Raw genomic sequence first — 16,045 nt, 5'->3', positions numbered from 1 at the left:
ACTTATCCATCACACGGCGCCCGCAGGCGCGGCAAAGGAGACACCCCATGCAGGGAAAGATCGGCCTGGAAGAACATTTCGCCATTCCGGAGACGCTGCAGGATTCGGCCGGCTTCGTGCCCGGCGACTATTGGAAGGAACTGAGCCTGCGCCTGCTGGACATCCACGAGCGGCGGCTGCGCGAGATGGACGCCAACGGCATGGAGATGATGATCCTGTCGCTCAACGCCCCTGCCGTGCAGGCGATCCCCGACACGCAGAAGGCCGTGGAGATTGCCGTGCGCGCCAACGACTTCCTGGCCGAGCAGGTGGCCCGCCGGCCGGACCGATTCCAGGCCTTCGCGGCATTGCCGATGCAGGACCCCGACCTGGCCACGCGGGAGCTGGAGCGCTGCATGCAGGACCCGGGCTTCCGCGGCGCGCTGGTCAACGGCTTCTCGCAGGTCGGCACGCCCGGGAACGTGGTCTATTACGACGCGCCGCAGTACGGCGATTTCTGGGCCGCCGTGGAACGGCTGGACGCGCCCTTCTACCTGCACCCGCGCAACCCCATCGCCAGCTGGGCGCAGATCTACCAGGGCCACCCCTGGCTGATGGGCCCCACCTGGGCGTTCGCGCAGGAGACCGCCGTGCACGCGCTGCGCCTCATGGCCAGCGGCCTGTTCGACCGGCACCCCGGGCTCAGGATCATCCTGGGCCACCTCGGCGAAGGCCTGCCCTACAACATGTGGCGCGTGGACCACCGCAACGCCTGGGTGGACATGCCCAAGGGCTACCCCGCGAAGCGCAAGCTGTGCGACTACTTCCACGAGAATTTCTACCTGACCACCTCGGGCAACTTCCGCACGCAGACGCTGATCGATGCGCTGCTCGAGGTGGGCGCGGACCGCATCCTGTTTTCCACCGACTGGCCCTTCGAGAACGTGGACCATGCCGCACACTGGTTCGACGGTGCTGCCATCAGCGAGGCCGACCGCCTGAAAATCGGCCGCACCAACGCCCTGTCGCTCTTCAGGCTGCCGCAGGGTTGAGACACGACACACAGCGAGGAAGGCCCCCATGATCGACATCGACGAATGGACCATCACCCAGGCCGTGCTGAAGGTGCAGGCCGGCACGCAGGATGCGCGCCTGCGCCGGGTGCTGGACAGCCTGGTACGGCACCTGCACGATTTCGCGAGGGAGGTGGAGCTGACCGAGGCCGAATGGGCGCAGGGCATCGACTTCCTCACGCGCGTGGGGCACATCACCGACGACCGGCGGCAGGAATTCATCCTGCTCTCGGATGTCATGGGCCTGTCCACGCTCGTCACGGCGCAGAACAACCGCCGCCCTGCGGGCTGCACGGAAGCCACCGTCTTCGGCCCGTTCTACGTGCCCGATGCGCCCGCCTGCCGCAATGGCGACGACATCGCCAACGGCGCCCGTGGGCAGCCGTGCTTCGTCAGCGGCACGGTGCGCGGCATCGGCGGCGAGCCGGTGGCCGGCGCCACCATCGCCGTATGGCAATCGGACGAGGACGGCACCTACGACGTGCAGCGCCCGGGCCTGGACCACGCCGAAGGCCGGGGCCGCCTGGCCAGCGCAGCGGACGGGCGCTACCACTTCCGCTCCATCCTCGCGGTGCCCTACCCCATCCCGCACGACGGGCCCGTCGGCCAGCTGCTGGAACGCACGGGGCGGCATCCCTGGCGGCCCGCGCACCTGCACTTCATGATCCAGGCGCCGGGCTACGAGACGCTGGTCACCCACGTGTTCCGCGCGGGCGACGAGTACCTGGAGTCGGATGCGGTGTTCGGCGTGCGCTCGTCCCTGGTGGCCGACTGGCAGCCCCACGGCCCCGGCACGGCCCCCGACGGCACCCGCATGGACACGCCCTTCCACACGCTCGATTACGACTTCGTGCTGAACCCCGCGGCCCCCGCCCCACAGGCACCGTGAGGACGGCCATGGAGGCCGACTGCGCGCTCGCGGTGGGCGGTGGATCGACCATCGGCCTGGGCAAGGCCATCGCCCTGGAAAGCGGCCTGCCCATCGTCGCGGTGCCCACCACCTACTCAGGCAGCGAGGCGACGCCGATCTACGGCATCACCGAGGCCGGCCTGAAAAAGACCGGCCGCGATGCCCGCGCGCTGCCGCGCACGGTGGTGTACGACCCCACGCTCTCGCTCACCCTGCCCCTGCCGCTCACGGCGACCAGCACGCTCAACGCCATCGCCCATGCCTGCGAAGGCCTGTACGCCCACGACGGCAACCCGGTCGCGGCCCTGATGGCCGAGGAAGGCCGCCGCCGCCCCGCAGGCCATGGAGCGCATCGCGCGTGCGCTGGGCGCGGACGACGCGCCCCTGGCCTTGCACCGGCTCGCAGAGACGCACTGCGCGCCGCTGTCGCTGCGGGAGATCGGCATGCCGGAATCCGGCCTCGACCGGGCGGCGGAACTGGCCGCCGCGCAGCCGTATCCGAATCCGCGGCCCCTGGAACGGGCGGCGCTGCGCGGACTGCTGGACGCGGCATTCCACGGCAGACCGCCCGCATAGGGGGTCCGGCCGGGGGCCGCCCGTGGCTTCAGCCCGCCGGTTCCGGCGGCACCCCCGCCGGGCCGCCAGGCGCTGCACCGGCGGCGGGCTCCGGGGCCCGCCGCGACTTCTCGTGGAACAGGCCGAACATCAGCTCGCGCAGCCAGCGGTTGCCGCTGTCCTGGTGGAAGCGCTCGTGCCACTGCTGGCTGATCTCGAAGGGCGCCACCTCGAACGGCGCATTCAGGATATGCAGGTCGGAGCGTGAAGCCACCATGGCCTGCGCGAGGCGCTGGGGCGCGGTCAGCACCAGCCCGGTGGTGGCGACGATGGACGACAGGCCCAGCGAATGCGCGGCGGTGAGCACCACGCGCCGCCGGTCGAGGGCGCCCACGCGCTCCAGGGCCTGCTGCAGCTGGTGGTCGGTGGTGCCGCGCGGCCGGTAGGCGATGTGCTCGGCCGCCAGGTAGTCGTCCAGCGTGATGGAATCGCGCGCGCCCAGCGGCGACGCGCGGGCCACGAGCACCACGAAGGTCTCGTCGAACAGGCGCTGCTGGTAGAACGACGGACCCATGGGTTCCCAGCTGCCCAGCGCGACATCGATCTGGCCGTGCAGCATGCGCTGGCGGGCCTCGGCCCGGGGCACGTCCACCGTCTCGAAGCGGATGCCCGGCGCCAGGCCCCGGGCCAGCGACAGCAGCCGGGGCATCATCACCAGTTGCCCGATGTCGTTGACCGCGATGCGGAACAGGCGCCCGGAGGTGCCCGCCTCGAACGTGCGGCCCTGGTCCACCGCCTGGGAGAACGCGGCGAGCCCTTCCTCCACCGGGCCGATCAGCCGCTCGGCCAGCGGCGTGGGCACCATGCCCTCCGCCGAGCGCACGAACAGCACGTCGTTGAAGCGCTCGCGCATGCGTTTGAGCGCATTGCTCACCGCCGACTGCGTCATGCCCAGCCGCTCGCCCGCCAGCGTGACGCTGCGGGTCGCGAAGATGGCCTGGAAGACCAGGAACAGGTTCAGGTCGATCGAGTGGATGTTCACCGCACCGCCTCCTTGCCTTCGTGCACGCCGCTCACTCCCGGTCCAGCGCGGCGAGGTTGTCGTAGAGCAGGCGCAGCATGTCGCGCAGCGACTCGGCCCGCGCGTGGGTCAGCCCCCCCAGGGACACCCGCTCGTACAGCTGCGCCAGCGGAATGATGCGCAGGGTCAGGTCGTGGCCCGCGGGGGTCAGGCTCAGCGCCAGCGCGCGGGCATCCTCGCCCGAGCGGTCGCGCACCACGAGGCCGCGCTGCAGCAAACCATCGACGACGCGCGACAGCGTCGAGGGCTCCGTCGAGGTGTGCAGCGCCAGGTCGGAAAGCCGCTGGTGGGGCTGGTGGTGCAGCGCCACGCACACGCGCCAGTCCGTCAGCGACAGCTCGAACTGCCGCAGCTCCCGGCTGAACGACTGGCCCATGCGCGAGCCTGCACGTGCCAGCAAATACGGAATGGCGCGCTCCAGGTCGTGCCGCACTTCTTTGCCTGCATTTGCAATGGATTCCGTGGCAGCGTAAGGCGCTGCGACTGCGCGCCTGGGCGCCTTGGAGGCCGCAGTCTTCACGGTCTCCGGGGTCTTTTTTCGGGTGGCCATGGCCCATCTTACCGATACCGAGCCCGTCGAACATCCGTGGAAGTCCCGCAGGCATGCGTGAAAACCCCGAGCTCCAATTAATTGCAAATGCAAATAAAAAGCTCTCCAATCGCTGCACAGAAGACGGCTCAACCATTCCATCCGGAGACACCATGCAACCCGCCACCGCCCATCCGTTCACCGCGCTCAACCACGTGGACCTTCCCGCCCCCGGCCGCCACTCGCCCGTGGCGGGTGCGCCTTCCCTGGCTTCGATCGTTGCATCCGCAAGCGATCTGGTCCCCGTGCTGCGCGCCCGGGCCGAGCAGACGGAACGGGACCGCCGCGTTTCCGACGAGACGACGCGCGCCTTCCACGACGCGGGCTTCTTCAAGCTCATGCAGCCGGCACGCTATGGCGGCTACGAATACGGCTTCACCGCCTTCATCGACGTGGTGAGCGAACTGGCGCGCGGCTGCACCTCGTCGGCCTGGGGCTGCTCGCTGGGTGCCATCCACCAGTGGCTGGTCGGCACCTTCCCCGAACAGGCGCAGGACGACGTGTGGCGCGACGACCCGTCGGCCATCGTGTGCGGCTCGTACGCGCCGGCCACGATGGCGCAGAAGGCCGATGGCGGCTACCTCGTGCAAGGCCAATGGCTGTTCGCCTCCAACGTGGACAACTCGCAATGGGCCCTGCTGGGCGTGCAGTTTCCGCCCGAAGTCCAGGGTGCGCCGCCGTCCGCCGGCTTCCTGCTCGCGCCGCGCGCCGACTGGCGGATCGAGGACAACTGGCACGTCGCCGGCCAGGCGGGCACCGGCTCCAAGGCCATCGTCATCGACCAGCCGCTCTTCATTCCCGGGCACCGAAAGCTGACCTTCGCCGAAGCGTCGTCCAACCATCCGCCCGGCGCGCGGGCGAACACCCACCCGATCTACCGCATCCCGTTCCTGTCGGCCGTACCGGTGTGCCTGACTTCGCCGATCCTGGGCACGGCCCAGGGTGCGGTGGACGCGCTGATCGAACTGGCCGGCGTGCGCGTGACGCGCGGCGCCGTCTCCGGCGGCGGCAGCCGGCTGAGCGAATTCTTCCCCGTGCAGTCGCGGCTGGCCGAAGCCTCGGCCAGCGTGGATGCCGCTCGCCTGCTGGTCTACCGCGACACCGCGCAGGTCGAGCAGATGGCCATGGACGGCCAGGCCATCGACGTCGCGCAGCGCATCCGCAACCGGCGCGACCACGCCTTCGCCGCGCGCCTCTCGCGCGATGCCGTGGAAGCCGTGTTCGCCAGCGTGGGCGGCGCGGGCCTGGCGCTGGACCAGCCCATCCAGCGCATGTGGCGCGACGCGAATGCGATCTCCCGCCACATCAGCCTGAACTGGGATGCCGTGTCGTCCATGGTCGGCCAGTACCTGCTGGGCCTGGAGCCCAAAGGGCAGTATTGAGAGGAGAGCCACGCCATGTATTCCTGGGCCCTCATTACCGGCGACGCGGCCGACACGGTCGATGCACGCGCGCTGCGGCAGGCGCTCGGCGCCTTTCCCACCGGTGTGTGCCTCGTCACCACCGCCACGCCCGATGGCAAGCGCGTAGGCATGACCATCAACTCCTTCGCGTCCGTCTCGCTGGACCCGCCCCTGCTGCTCTGGAGCATCCGCGACGACGCACGCAGCGCCGATGCCTTTCTGGCGGCGCGCGCGTTCAATCTCAGCGTGCTGGCGGCCTCGCAGCGCGACCTGGCCTGGCACTTCGCCAAACCCGCGCCGGACAAGTTCGAGCGCTTCGAGGACGGTTTCGACACCGCCGGCAACGGCTGCCCCCGCCTGCGCGAGAGCGTGGCCACCTTCGAATGCAGCACCTACTCGCGCCACCAGGAGGGCGACCACACCGTGCTGCTCGGGCGCATCGAACGGTTCACGCGCAGCGACGCACCGCCACTGCTGTTCCATTCGGGGCAGATGGGGTCGCTGTGGGAACTCGCGGGGACGCTGGCGCAGCCGGCGTGAGCCGACACCCGTGGACTGGCCCCAACCCGCCGCCGATCCCGCTGGATCAATACCTGTGGAAGTAGGGCTTCGTGCAATCCGTTCCGCGCACCTTGCACTCGGTGCCGCCGGCCTTGCGGCAATCCTCCAGCGCCCGCTCCTGCGCCGCGGGGATGCTCACTGCACTGATGATCTTGCCGATCGCGCGCCCGGAAGTGGATTTCGAGCTATCGACCACCGCGACGCACTGGTTGCGATAGGTGTGCGAGACGACGCAATCCGAGTTGCCGAGCTTGGTGCAGAGCTGCATGGCGCCCTGGCGGGCCTCCTCCTCCGAGAATTTCCCGGTGCTGCTGCCGATGTCCCCGCTGGACGAGGAGGTCGCGATCGCGCCCCAGGTCTTGATCCACTCGCCTGTAGGCCGCGGTGGCGCCTCCTCGCCGCCGCCGCTCGGCCCGCAAAGTGCGCTGCCCGCCGCCACGCCCGAGGGGCATGCGGTCTGGGCGAAGGCACCGAAGGAAATCAGGCAGCAGACGGCGACGAGGCCCAGGGACAGGGGCAATTTCATGGTGACTCCAACGCAGGGCCGGAGGGAACGGTTCCAGAGCATGCTGCAAGCGTAACCGCTCCGCATCCAGGACACGGCGACCAGCGTACCGATCAAGGCGCCTCGATGTATCCAGCGGCAAGGTTATGCAACGTCGGGAAACAGGTGTTTACACATCGAACCCTGCCGATAGCATGGCCCGTTCAAACCAAAGGAGGAACGGGCAAGGCATGGACATCGACAAAACCGGAAAAGTGCAGCATCCCCGTGTACGGCTCGCGATCCACGGAGCCATCCAGCGCGGCGAGATGAAGGTGGTCCACGGCATCATCGTCCACCAGACGGGGGCTTCCACGGCGCAGTCTTCATTCAACAGCTACAAGACGGCCAACCCCAACGGCGCGCACTTCCTCATCGACAAGGACGGCACGATCTACCAGACGGCCTCCATCTACCAGAAGACCCACCACGTGGGCTTCATCAAGTCGCGCTGCATGGAAGAGCACAAGTGCACGCCGGCCGAAGTCGCCGCGCTCAAGGGCAAGACCGTGGGCCGCCAGATCGGCATGGTTGAAAAGCAGAAGCCCTTCCCGCAGCGGTACCCGGACAACAACGACTCCATCGGCATCGAGATCGTCTCGGGTGTGCAGGGCCAGACCTTCGAAGCCGTGACGGGCGCGCAGCAGGTCTCGCTGACGTGGCTGACCGCGCAGCTCACGTCCACGCTGGGCATCTCCACGCGCGAGATCTACCGGCATCCGCAGGTCTCCTGGAAGAACGCCACCGAAGCGAGTACGGCCCAATGGTGAAACGACATGCAATCCTGCTCGCACTCGCCGGCTTCGCGGCAGTGCCGGCCTCCACCCATGCCGCCGAATCCTGGATGCGCGCGCAGGTGGAAGCCCTGCCCGCCTCGGTGCGCCAGGTGCTGCCCTGCGGCCAGTGGACGGAAGCGTCCCGGCAGGGCACCTACCGCGTGGTGGAGGCGAACGTGAACGAGGGCGCAGGCAGCGAGCTCTACGTGCAGTGGGTGACCGACCCCCTGCAGGGCGAGCCGTCGCGCGTCACGAAGACCGTCGCCTTTTCCGAGCTGAACGACGACCACAGCCAGTACCGCTTCGAATCCGTGCAGTGCCGCGCCCGCGGCGCGGCGATCGAGATCACGGTGAAGGCCCGCTACGAGCACGACGAGGACGACCGGCTGCGCACCTTCAACGTGCGCGTGGAGCCGGGGGGCGGCTACCGCGTGAACGAAGCCGGAGCCCGGAAACGCCGCTAGCGGCCGCTCCGGGCAAAGGCCGAAGCGCGCGCGAGCTGCTCGTCGCTCGGGCGTACGCCGGTGTACAGGACGAACTGCTCGGCCGCCTGCAGTGCGATCACTTCGGGGCCGGTGATGGCGGGACGGCCCTGGCGCCGGGCCTCGGCGATCAGCGGGGTTTCCGCCGGCATCGCCACCACGTCGAACACCCAGGCCGCGGCGGCCACCTGGTCCGGCGTGAACGCCATCGCTCCGGCCTCGTTTCCGCCCTCCATGCCGATGGGCGTGGCATTGACCAGCAGACCGGCCTCGATGGCGCCCGATTCGTCCTGCCAAACGTAGCCATGGGCGGCGGCCAGCGAACGGCCCGCGGCCTCGTTGCGGGCCACGACCACGCCGTGGGCGAAGCCTTCGTCGGCGAGGGCGGCCAGTACCGCGCGGGCCATGCCGCCGCTGCCGCGCAAGGCCACCCGCAGGCCGCGCGGCACCGCATGGCGCTGCAGCAGCGACCGCACGGCCAGGTAGTCGGTGTTGTAGGCCACGAGGTGGCCGCCGCCGTTCACCAGCGTGTTCACCGACTGCAGCCGCGCCGCGGACGGGGACAGCACGTAGGCCAGCGGAATCACGGCCTCCTTGAAGGGCATGGAGATCGCGCAGCCGCGCACGCCCAGGGCCCGGATGCCGGCGATGGCGGCCGGAAGGTCGGTGGTGGAGAAGGCCTTGTAGACGTAGTCCAGGCCAAGTTCCTCGTACAGGAAATTGTGGAAGCGCGTGCCGAAGTTGCTGGGCCGCGCACTCAGGGACATGCACAACTGCGTATCCCGGGTCAGGCGCAGTGTCATGCTGCGGCCCCTGGCGCCGCCAGGCGCTTCTTGAACAGCCCCAGCGCCAGCGCCGTCACCACCGTGCCGGCCAGGATCGCGGCCGCATACAGGACCACATGGTTCACCGCGTTGGGAATGGCCAGCACGAACACGCCGCCGTGCGGGGCCTGCAGGCCGATGTTCCAGGCCATCGAAAGGCCCCCGGCCACGGCAGAGCCCAGCACGCAGGCCGGGATCACGCGCAGCGGGTCGCGCGCCACGAAGGGAATGGCGCCTTCGGTGATGAAGGCCAGGCCCAGCACGGCGGAGGCCTTGGAGGCTTCGCGCTCTTCGGCGGTGAAGCGGCTCTTGAACAGCCAGCAGGCCAGGGCGATGCCCAGCGGCGGCGTCATGCCGGCGGCCATGGCGGCGGCCATGGGGTTGGCCACGCCGCTGGCGATCAGGGTGGTGGAGAAGACATAGGCCGCCTTGTTCACCGGCCCGCCCATGTCGAAAGCCATCATGGCGCCCAGGACCACGCCCAGCAGCACGGCGCTGCCGGTCTGCAGGCCCTTGAGCCACTCGGTGAGCGCGCCCATCACGGCGGCCATGGGCGCACCGATCACCATCATCATCAGCACGCCGACGATGGCCGCGCCCAGCAGCGGCAGGATCAGCACGGGCTTGAGCCCGTCCAGCCCGCGCGGCAGGCGGATGAAGCGGTTCAGCCAGTGCACCGCATAGCCGGCGATGAAGCCCGCCGCGATGGCGCCCAGGAAGCCCGCGCCCACGGTGCCGGCCAGCATGCCGCCGATCATGCCGGGCGCGATGCCGGGCCGGTCGGCGATGGAGTAGGCGATGTAGCCGGCCAGCGCGGGCAGCATGAGCGCGAAGCCCGCCTTGGCGCCGACCTGGAACAGCACCCAGCCGAGCGTGCCCTTGTGCGCGTCGTCATAGACGTAGATACCGCCCAGCGCGAAGGCCAGCGCGATCAGCAGGCCGCCCGCCACCACGAAGGGCAGCATGAAGGAGACGCCCGTCATCAGGTGCTTGTAGGCGCCCGTGGATTCCCGCCTGCCGGCCCCTGCCGGGGCGGCCGGCGCCGTGCCGCCAGCCGCAGGGGCAGGCGATGCGGAACCACCCCGCACCTGGGCCTGGGCACGTGCCTGGGCGAAGACCGCCGCCGCATCGTGGATGGCGGCCTTGGTGCCGGTGGCGTAGAGCCGCTTGCCGGCGAAACGGTCGCGGTTGACCTGCGTGTCCGCGGCGATCACGACGAGATCGGCCTCGGCGATCTCGCCCGCGGTGAGCGCGTTCTGCGCGCCCACCGAGCCCTGCGTCTCCACCTTGATGGTGTGGCCCAGCGCGCGCGCGCCCTGCTCCAGCGCCTCGGCCGCCATGAAGGTGTGGGCCACGCCCGTGGGGCAGGACGTGATGGCGACGATGCGCAGGGGGCCGTCCTGGGTCGCGGCGATGGCGGGCGGAGCCGCTGCAGGTGCGGCGGGCGGCAGCGGCGCGGCGGCCTGCACGGGCATGCCGCCCGCACGGGCCAGGGCGGCGCGCACCACGCGTTCCGCATCGGCCAGCACCTCGTGCGGGGCGGCTTCGTGCACGGGAGCCGATGCCGTGCCCAGCAGGTCCTGGCGGTCCACGGGCATGTCGGCAGCGATGATGGCCGCCGCGGCGGCCGCGAGTTCGCCGTCGCTGAATCCGCCCTGGGTTCCCAGGCTGCTGTGCACGCTCACGGCGATGCGGTGGCCGAGCGATTCGGCCGCGGCGCGCAGCGCCTCGGCCACCATGAAGCTGTGCGCCGGGCCGGCCTGGCTCGCGGCGATGGCGATGAGTTGGGCCATGGTGTGGGTCTCCTGATTGCTTTAGAGCGGCATGGCCTGGATGGATGCGGCCAGGGCATCCACCTCGGCGCGCGGCGGCAGGCCCGGCGCGATGCGCTGGATGCGGGCGGCTGCGCAGGCCATGCCGAAAATCGCCGCGCCGGGCATGGCCCGGCCCTGCGACACGGCGGCGAGCGTGCCCGCCACCAGCGCGTCGCCCGCGCCCACCGTGGTGGCGACGGGCACACGGGCGGCCGCGGCCTGCCAGCAACCATCGGCCGTCGCGATCACCGCGCCTTCGCCGCCCAGGGACACGGCCAGCTGCCGCACCCCGTGCACGCGACAGAGCGCGCGCGCGGCCTGCGCCACATCGGCGGGCGTGGGCAGATCGCGGCCGGCCAGTTCCTCCAGTTCCGCCCGGTTGGGCTTGATGAAGTCCACCGGCACCACGGCGCCGCGCGCCGGGTCGGCCAGCGCCTGCAGCAGCTGCCGCAGCACGGCACCGCCCGTGTCGATGGCGATGCGCGCGCCGCGCGCGGCCACGGCACGGGCGATGCGCTCCCACACGGCGGCATCCGCGCCGGGCGGCAGGCTGCCGGCCAGTTCGCACCAGTCGCCGGCCCGCACCTGGGCGCAGAGCGCGGCGGTCAGGTCGGCCTCGGCGCGCGCGAGGGCCGCGGGCTCCAGGGCCAGACCGGGGAGGTTGATGTCGGTGGAGTCGCCGCGCGCGGCGTCCGCGATCTTGATGTTGGTGCGGGTGGCGCCCGGCAGGCGCAGCATGCCGTCCGCGATGCCGCGCGCGGCGAAGGCGGCGGCGAACACCGCGTCGTTGTCCGCGCCCAGCCAGCCGGTGGCCGTCACCGGCACGCCCAGCGCCGCGAGCACGGCCGCCACGCCCACGCCCTTGCCGCCGGCTTCCACCTGCTGGCCGAGCGCGCGGTGCACGTTGCCGGGCACGAGCGCCTGCACGCGCATGGTGTGGTCGATGGCCGGGTTGAGGGTGACCGTGAAGACCCGGGGCGTCGCGTGATCAGCCATGGTCGGCCTCCTGCCCGGGGGCCTGCGCGGCCGGCCGCAGCGCGGCGCCCAGGGCGCGCACTTCGTCGGCCGTGTCCACGTCGAGCGCACTGCGCGCCAGCGCCTGCAGCTCGGCCAGGGAATGGCGCCGCAGCAGCGCCTTGACGGTGCCGATGTCGCCGGCACTCATGCTCAGCTCCTGCACGCCCAGGCCCACGAGCAGCGCCGCGCCCAGCGGCTCGCCCGCCAGGCCGCCGCACACGCCCACCCATCGGCCGTGCCGCGCCGCGCCGGCCACGGTGCGCTCCACGAGGCGCAGCACCGCGGGATGCAGGCTGTCGGCCATGCCAGCCAGTTCCGGATGCTGGCGGTCCACCGCCAGCGTGTACTGCGTGAGGTCGTTGGTGCCGATCGAGAAGAAGTCCACGTGGGCCGCCAGGCGGTCCGCGGCCAGCGCCGCGGACGGCACCTCGATCATGATGCCCACCGGCACCGCGGGCGCCTGCAGCTCGGCGCGCACGGCCTCCATGCGCGCGCGCAGTTCGCGCACCTCCTCCGCGGTGCTGATCATCGGGAACATCACCTGTAGCGGGCCGTGCTGCGCGGCGCGGTAGAGCGCGCGCAGCTGGGGCACCAGCAGGTCGTCGCGCCGCAGCGCCAGCCGCGCGCCGCGCACGCCGAGGAAGGGGTTTTCCTCCACGGGCAGGTCCAGGTGGGGCACGCGCTTGTCGCCACCGATGTCCAGCGTGCGCACCACGAGCGGCCGGCCCTGCAGCGCCTCGACCATGCCGCGGTACGCCTGGTACTGCGCTTCCTCGTCCGGCACGGTGTCGCGCTCCAGGAAGAGGAATTCGGTGCGCATCAGGCCCACGCCTTCGGCGCCGGATTCCAGCGCCTTCGCGACCTGGTCGGCGCGGTTCACGTTCGCGGCGATCTCCACCGTGTGGCCGTCGGTGGTCGTGGCGGGCTCGCGGCGGCTGCGGGCCTCTTCCTCCTGCCGGCGGGCCAGGCGCGCCATGCGCTCGCTCGCTTCCACCAGGGCGGTTTCGCTGGGCGCCACATACAGCCGGCCGCGGTAGCCGTCCAGGATGGCCGGCGTGCCGCCCAGTGCCGGCCCTGCGCCGTCCCGCGCGGGCAGCACGCCCGGGCCGGCGGCCACCACGGCGGGCAGGCCCAGGGCGCGCGCCAGGATGGCCGTGTGCGCCGTGGGGCCGCCGCGTGCGGTGCAGAAGCCTCGCACGCGGCCGGTGTCGATCTGCGCCGCCATCGAAGGGGAGATGTCGTCGGCCAGCAGGATGGCATCGTCGGGCCAGGCGGCCCCAGCCGCATCCGGCCCGGCCGCCTCGCCGCCCAGACCCAGCAGGTGGCGCAGCACGCGCTCGCCCACGTCCTGCAGGTCGGCCGCGCGGGCGGCCAGCGTGGCGTCCGGCAGCGCACGCTGCGCGCCCACGCGCTCATGCACCGCGTGGCGCCACGCCCAGGCGGCGCCGTGCCGCTGCACCACGGTGCGGCTCACGGCCTGCATCAGTTCGGCATCGCGCAGCAGCCCCTGGTGGGCCGCGAAGATGCCGGCCTGCTCGGCCCGGCCGGCGGCCCTTGCCCCGGCGGCCAGTTGCTCCAGCTGCGCCTGCGCGGCGGCGAAGGCCCGGTCGAGCGCAGCGGCCTCGGCGGCCACGGAAGTGAAGCGGTCCTCCACGTCCAGGGCGGCCGCCTCCGCGTGCACCAGGGTACCCACGACCAGGCCGGGGCTGGCGGCGATGCCGGTGAAGGTGTGCCGCGCCGCGGGCTGCCAGTCGCCGAGTTCGCGGCCCAGGCCCTGGGCCTGGGCCTGCCGCGCGGCCGACAGTTCGGCCTGCCGCGCCTCTTCCTCGCCCAGCCGCACGATGGTGGCGGCCAGCATGGACAGCGCCGCGGCCGCGTCCTGCCCCTGTGCGGACAGGCGCAGCTGTGCGCCACGCCCGGCCCCCAGGCCCAGCAGCGCGGCCACGCTCTTGGCGTCGGCCACGGAATCACCGCACCGCACATGCACCCGCGCCTGGAAGCGCCCGGCCACGCGGGCCCATTCGCCGGCCGGCCGCGCGTGGAGGCCGCCGGGGTAATTGAGGGAGAGTTCGCGGCCCAGCGGGAAATCCTCGAGCGCCGCGCCCTGGGCACCGGCACCCGCAGCGCCATCGGGCGCATCGGCCGTGAGCACGCGCACGATCTCCTGCGCATCGCCCGTGGTGGCCAGGCGCTGCATCAGGGCGGAGTCGCGCATCACGCGCGTGAGCCGGCGCAGCACCTGGATGTGCTCGTCGGATGCCGCGGCGATCGCCACCACCAGCTTCGCCTGCTTGGCGTCGTCGCCCCAGCGCACTCCGGCCGGCACCTGCAGCACGGCCAGCCCCGTGCGGCGCACGAGGTGCTTGTCTTCCACCATGCCGTGCGGAATGGCCAGCCCTTCGCCCAGGAAGGTGTTGGCCACCTTCTCGCGCTGCAGCAGGCTGTCGACATAGGCGGGCTGGATATGGCCGGCCTGCGCCAGCAGTGCGCCGGCGGCGCGCACGGCATCTTCGCGGTTGTGCGGGGCCGCTCCCAGGCGGACCTCGACCGGAATGGTGGACATGGGTATGTCTCCTGAATTTGGTATCGATTCCAAGCGCGATTATGAAGCGGCGCCTTGTGGCCGGGCAAGCGGTCCCGCCCCCCGGCTCCCGCAAAAACCAGGGAAAACACCTAGTAAATCACCTTATCCTCAGCGCTTTTCCACGGGCGGCGGCGACAGCGGACGCCATGGGCCGGAAAACCGCGCCAGCACCACTTGCCAGACAGTTTCTGGAATCGTTACCATCCAATGCACACCTGACGGAGGTCCCCGGCCCCGGCGCCCTCCCCCGTTGTCCCACCGTCTTGTACAGGAGTCCGGATTGGCCAGCATCAAGGACGTCGCCCAGCGCGCCGGCGTCTCCACCACCACCGTCTCGCGCGTGCTCACCACGCCGGACGCCGTGCGCTCCCCGCTGCGCGACCGCGTGGAGCAGGCCATCGCCGAGCTGGGCTACCGGCCCAACCTCGCGGCGCGCCGGCTGCGCCAGCGCCGCGCCTCGATCGTCGGCCTGATCGTCTCGGACATCCGCAGCCCTTTCTTCACCGACGTGGGCCGCGCCGTGGAGGACGTGGCCTACCGGAACGGCTTGCGGCTCATTCTCTGCAACAGCGACGAGAACCCCGCCAAGGAGCAGTCGTACCTGGAGCTGATGGCCGACGAGCAGGCCAGCGGCGTGATCCTGTCGCCGACCATGGAAGGCCTGCAGCGCCTGCGGCCCGGGGACTGGCCCTTTCCGCTCGTGCTCGTGGACCGCGCGCTGGAAGGCTCCCGCGTGGATCGCGTGGTGCTGGACAACCACGCCGCGGCGCGCCGCGCCACGGAGCACCTGCTGCAATCGGGCTGGCGGCGCATCGCCCTGCTCGCCGGCATCCACAGCACCACCGGCCAGCAGCGCCACGCAGGCTATGCGGAGGCCCTGGCGGCGCACGGCCTCGCGCCGCGGCCGCTGTGGCTCGACCCCACGCGCGACGCGGGCGAGCGCGCCACCGCGCAATGCCTCGCGGCGCCGCCCGCCGAACGCCCCGACGCGCTGCTCGCCACCAACGGCCTGCTGCTGCTCGGCGCCCTGCAGGCCGTGCAGGCCGCGGGCCTGCGCACCCCGCAGGACATCGGCATCGCCGGTTTCGACAACAACGACTGGACCGCCCTGCCCGCGCTGGACGTGACCACCATCGCCCAGCCCACCTACGACATCGGACGCACCGCGGCGGAACTGCTGCTGCAGCGCATGCAGGACCCGGCGCGGCCGGCGCGGCGCGTGGTGCTGGAGGGAGAGCTGGTGGTGCGGGGGTCGAGCAGAGGCCGGTAAAACACCGGCAGCACCGAAAAACAAGCGGCCTCGCTGGCACTTGCCCCGCTTCGCCATGCTCCTTCCGTTGCACCACGGCAATGGCTTTCCGGGCGCACACCCAGCGACGGCGCCTCCATGCAGCGCAACCCATCGTCCAGACAGGCAACCCACCGGCGGTCCTGCCCGCACTTGGCCCCTTGCAAGCCTGTCTGGCCCGGCACGACATGGAAGGCCGTGCCGTCCGGGAACCTCTCACAACCCCTGATCCGAGCCCAGCATCAAGGCTATCCGCACACATTCACCTGCTTCGGGAGCGCGATAGCAACTGCCCTGGGGACGATCCCCGTGCTCAGGGGCCTTTCGGCCCCAGCGACTCATGCGTTCGCCGTGCGCGGGCGCACCTGTGCCTTGCAGGCGCCGCTTTTGGGTTTGAAGAATGCATCCACTCCCCGGTCCAGGAAGGACGCCAGGCGCTTCATGTTGTAGCAGGCGGCCATCATCGTCATGCCAACCGTGGCCCGTGCCTGCCCGATCGTGCGCACGAACTTGCCGCCCAGGTGACGGAGACCGGCAAACACATGCTCCACCTTGGCACGCTTCT

The 16,045-nt window shown here is 71.2% G+C and carries 14 protein-coding genes and 2 pseudogenes; 8 read left to right on the top strand and 8 right to left on the bottom strand.

The features are described from left to right. The first annotated feature begins 47 nt into the window (after positions 1-47). From BLR05_RS04015 to BLR05_RS27720, 3 genes and pseudogenes are all read left to right on the top strand, one after another. A complete protein-coding gene (locus BLR05_RS04015; RefSeq protein ID WP_092832522.1) occupies positions 48-1,031 on the top strand; it encodes an amidohydrolase family protein in 984 nt (327 codons plus the stop codon). Positions 1,032-1,059: 28 nt separating this feature from the next. Continuing rightward, positions 1,060-1,941 (top strand): intradiol ring-cleavage dioxygenase, encoded by an 882-nt coding sequence (locus BLR05_RS04010; RefSeq protein ID WP_092832521.1) that lies wholly within the window; start codon positions 1,060-1,062, stop codon positions 1,939-1,941. Then, a pseudogene (locus tag BLR05_RS27720) lies at positions 1,938-2,538 on the top strand (iron-containing alcohol dehydrogenase); the annotation flags it as partial. The gene BLR05_RS04010 and the pseudogene BLR05_RS27720, both read left to right, overlap by 4 nt. A 28-nt stretch (positions 2,539-2,566) precedes the next feature. On the opposite strand, the gene BLR05_RS03995 reads toward BLR05_RS27720, so the two are convergent. After that, positions 2,567-3,559 carry a LysR family transcriptional regulator gene (locus BLR05_RS03995; RefSeq protein ID WP_092832518.1) on the bottom strand — a complete coding sequence of 331 codons (993 nt, stop codon included), beginning with the start codon at positions 3,557-3,559 and terminating at the stop codon, positions 2,567-2,569. Positions 3,560-3,590: 31 nt separating this feature from the next. After that, positions 3,591-4,148 carry a MarR family winged helix-turn-helix transcriptional regulator gene (locus BLR05_RS03990; protein WP_225978997.1) on the bottom strand — a complete coding sequence of 186 codons (558 nt, stop codon included), beginning with the start codon at positions 4,146-4,148 and terminating at the stop codon, positions 3,591-3,593. A gap of 152 nt (positions 4,149-4,300) precedes the next feature. On the opposite strand from BLR05_RS03990, the gene BLR05_RS03985 reads away from it, so the two are divergent. Next, complete coding sequence (locus BLR05_RS03985; RefSeq protein ID WP_092832515.1) at positions 4,301-5,569, top strand: acyl-CoA dehydrogenase family protein; 1,269 nt, start codon at positions 4,301-4,303, stop codon at positions 5,567-5,569. A gap of 15 nt (positions 5,570-5,584) precedes the next feature. Then, the gene (locus BLR05_RS03980; protein WP_092832513.1) at positions 5,585-6,130 is read left to right on the top strand and encodes a flavin reductase family protein; all 546 of its coding nucleotides are present in this window, start codon (positions 5,585-5,587) and stop codon (positions 6,128-6,130) included. A gap of 46 nt (positions 6,131-6,176) precedes the next feature. On the opposite strand, the gene BLR05_RS03975 is transcribed toward BLR05_RS03980, so the two are convergent. Continuing rightward, complete coding sequence (locus BLR05_RS03975; protein WP_092832512.1) at positions 6,177-6,677, bottom strand: DUF4189 domain-containing protein; 501 nt, start codon at positions 6,675-6,677, stop codon at positions 6,177-6,179. Between the two features lie 209 nt (positions 6,678-6,886). Here BLR05_RS03975 and BLR05_RS03970 point away from each other — a divergent pair, with 209 nt between their 5' ends. Further along, positions 6,887-7,465, top strand: a complete 579-nt coding sequence (locus BLR05_RS03970) for a peptidoglycan recognition protein family protein (RefSeq protein ID WP_092832510.1) — start codon at positions 6,887-6,889, stop codon at positions 7,463-7,465. Further along, on the top strand, positions 7,459-7,935 hold the full coding sequence (locus BLR05_RS03965) for a hypothetical protein (RefSeq protein ID WP_092832509.1): 477 nt from the start codon (positions 7,459-7,461) through the stop codon (positions 7,933-7,935). The genes BLR05_RS03970 and BLR05_RS03965 overlap by 7 nt, the downstream gene beginning before the upstream one ends. On the opposite strand, the gene BLR05_RS03960 is transcribed toward BLR05_RS03965, so the two are convergent. Genes BLR05_RS03960 through ptsP form a run of 4 tightly spaced genes read right to left on the bottom strand, consistent with a single transcriptional unit; the run spans position 7,932 to position 14,171 of the window. Continuing rightward, on the bottom strand, positions 7,932-8,756 hold the full coding sequence (locus tag BLR05_RS03960; protein WP_092832507.1) for a shikimate 5-dehydrogenase: 825 nt from the start codon (positions 8,754-8,756) through the stop codon (positions 7,932-7,934). The two genes, BLR05_RS03965 and BLR05_RS03960, sit on opposite strands and share 4 nt — an antisense overlap. Beyond that, on the bottom strand, positions 8,753-10,570 hold the full coding sequence (locus BLR05_RS03955) for a fructose-specific PTS transporter subunit EIIC (RefSeq protein ID WP_092832505.1): 1,818 nt from the start codon (positions 10,568-10,570) through the stop codon (positions 8,753-8,755). Before BLR05_RS03955 ends, BLR05_RS03960 begins: the two co-directional genes overlap by 4 nt. Positions 10,571-10,591: 21 nt before the next feature. Further along, complete coding sequence (locus BLR05_RS03950; protein WP_092832504.1) at positions 10,592-11,587, bottom strand: 1-phosphofructokinase family hexose kinase; 996 nt, start codon at positions 11,585-11,587, stop codon at positions 10,592-10,594. Further along, complete coding sequence (ptsP, locus tag BLR05_RS03945; RefSeq protein ID WP_092832502.1) at positions 11,580-14,171, bottom strand: phosphoenolpyruvate--protein phosphotransferase; 2,592 nt, start codon at positions 14,169-14,171, stop codon at positions 11,580-11,582. The genes BLR05_RS03950 and ptsP overlap by 8 nt, the downstream gene beginning before the upstream one ends. A 301-nt stretch (positions 14,172-14,472) precedes the next feature. On the opposite strand from ptsP, the gene BLR05_RS03940 reads away from it, so the two are divergent. Beyond that, positions 14,473-15,462: a LacI family DNA-binding transcriptional regulator gene (locus BLR05_RS03940; protein WP_167361192.1), complete on the top strand. Its 990-nt coding sequence runs from the start codon at positions 14,473-14,475 to the stop codon at positions 15,460-15,462. A gap of 356 nt (positions 15,463-15,818) precedes the next feature. On the opposite strand, the pseudogene BLR05_RS03935 reads toward BLR05_RS03940, so the two are convergent. Further along, positions 15,819-16,045 (bottom strand): annotated as a pseudogene (locus BLR05_RS03935) (IS5/IS1182 family transposase); the annotation flags it as partial.

It is taken from the genome of Paracidovorax cattleyae, from assembly GCF_900104515.1.
Taxonomy (GTDB): Bacteria; Pseudomonadota; Gammaproteobacteria; order Burkholderiales; family Burkholderiaceae_C; genus Paracidovorax; species Paracidovorax cattleyae.
Note: the sequence above shows the minus strand (reverse complement) of the source record. Positions and strands in the feature narration are given on the sequence as shown.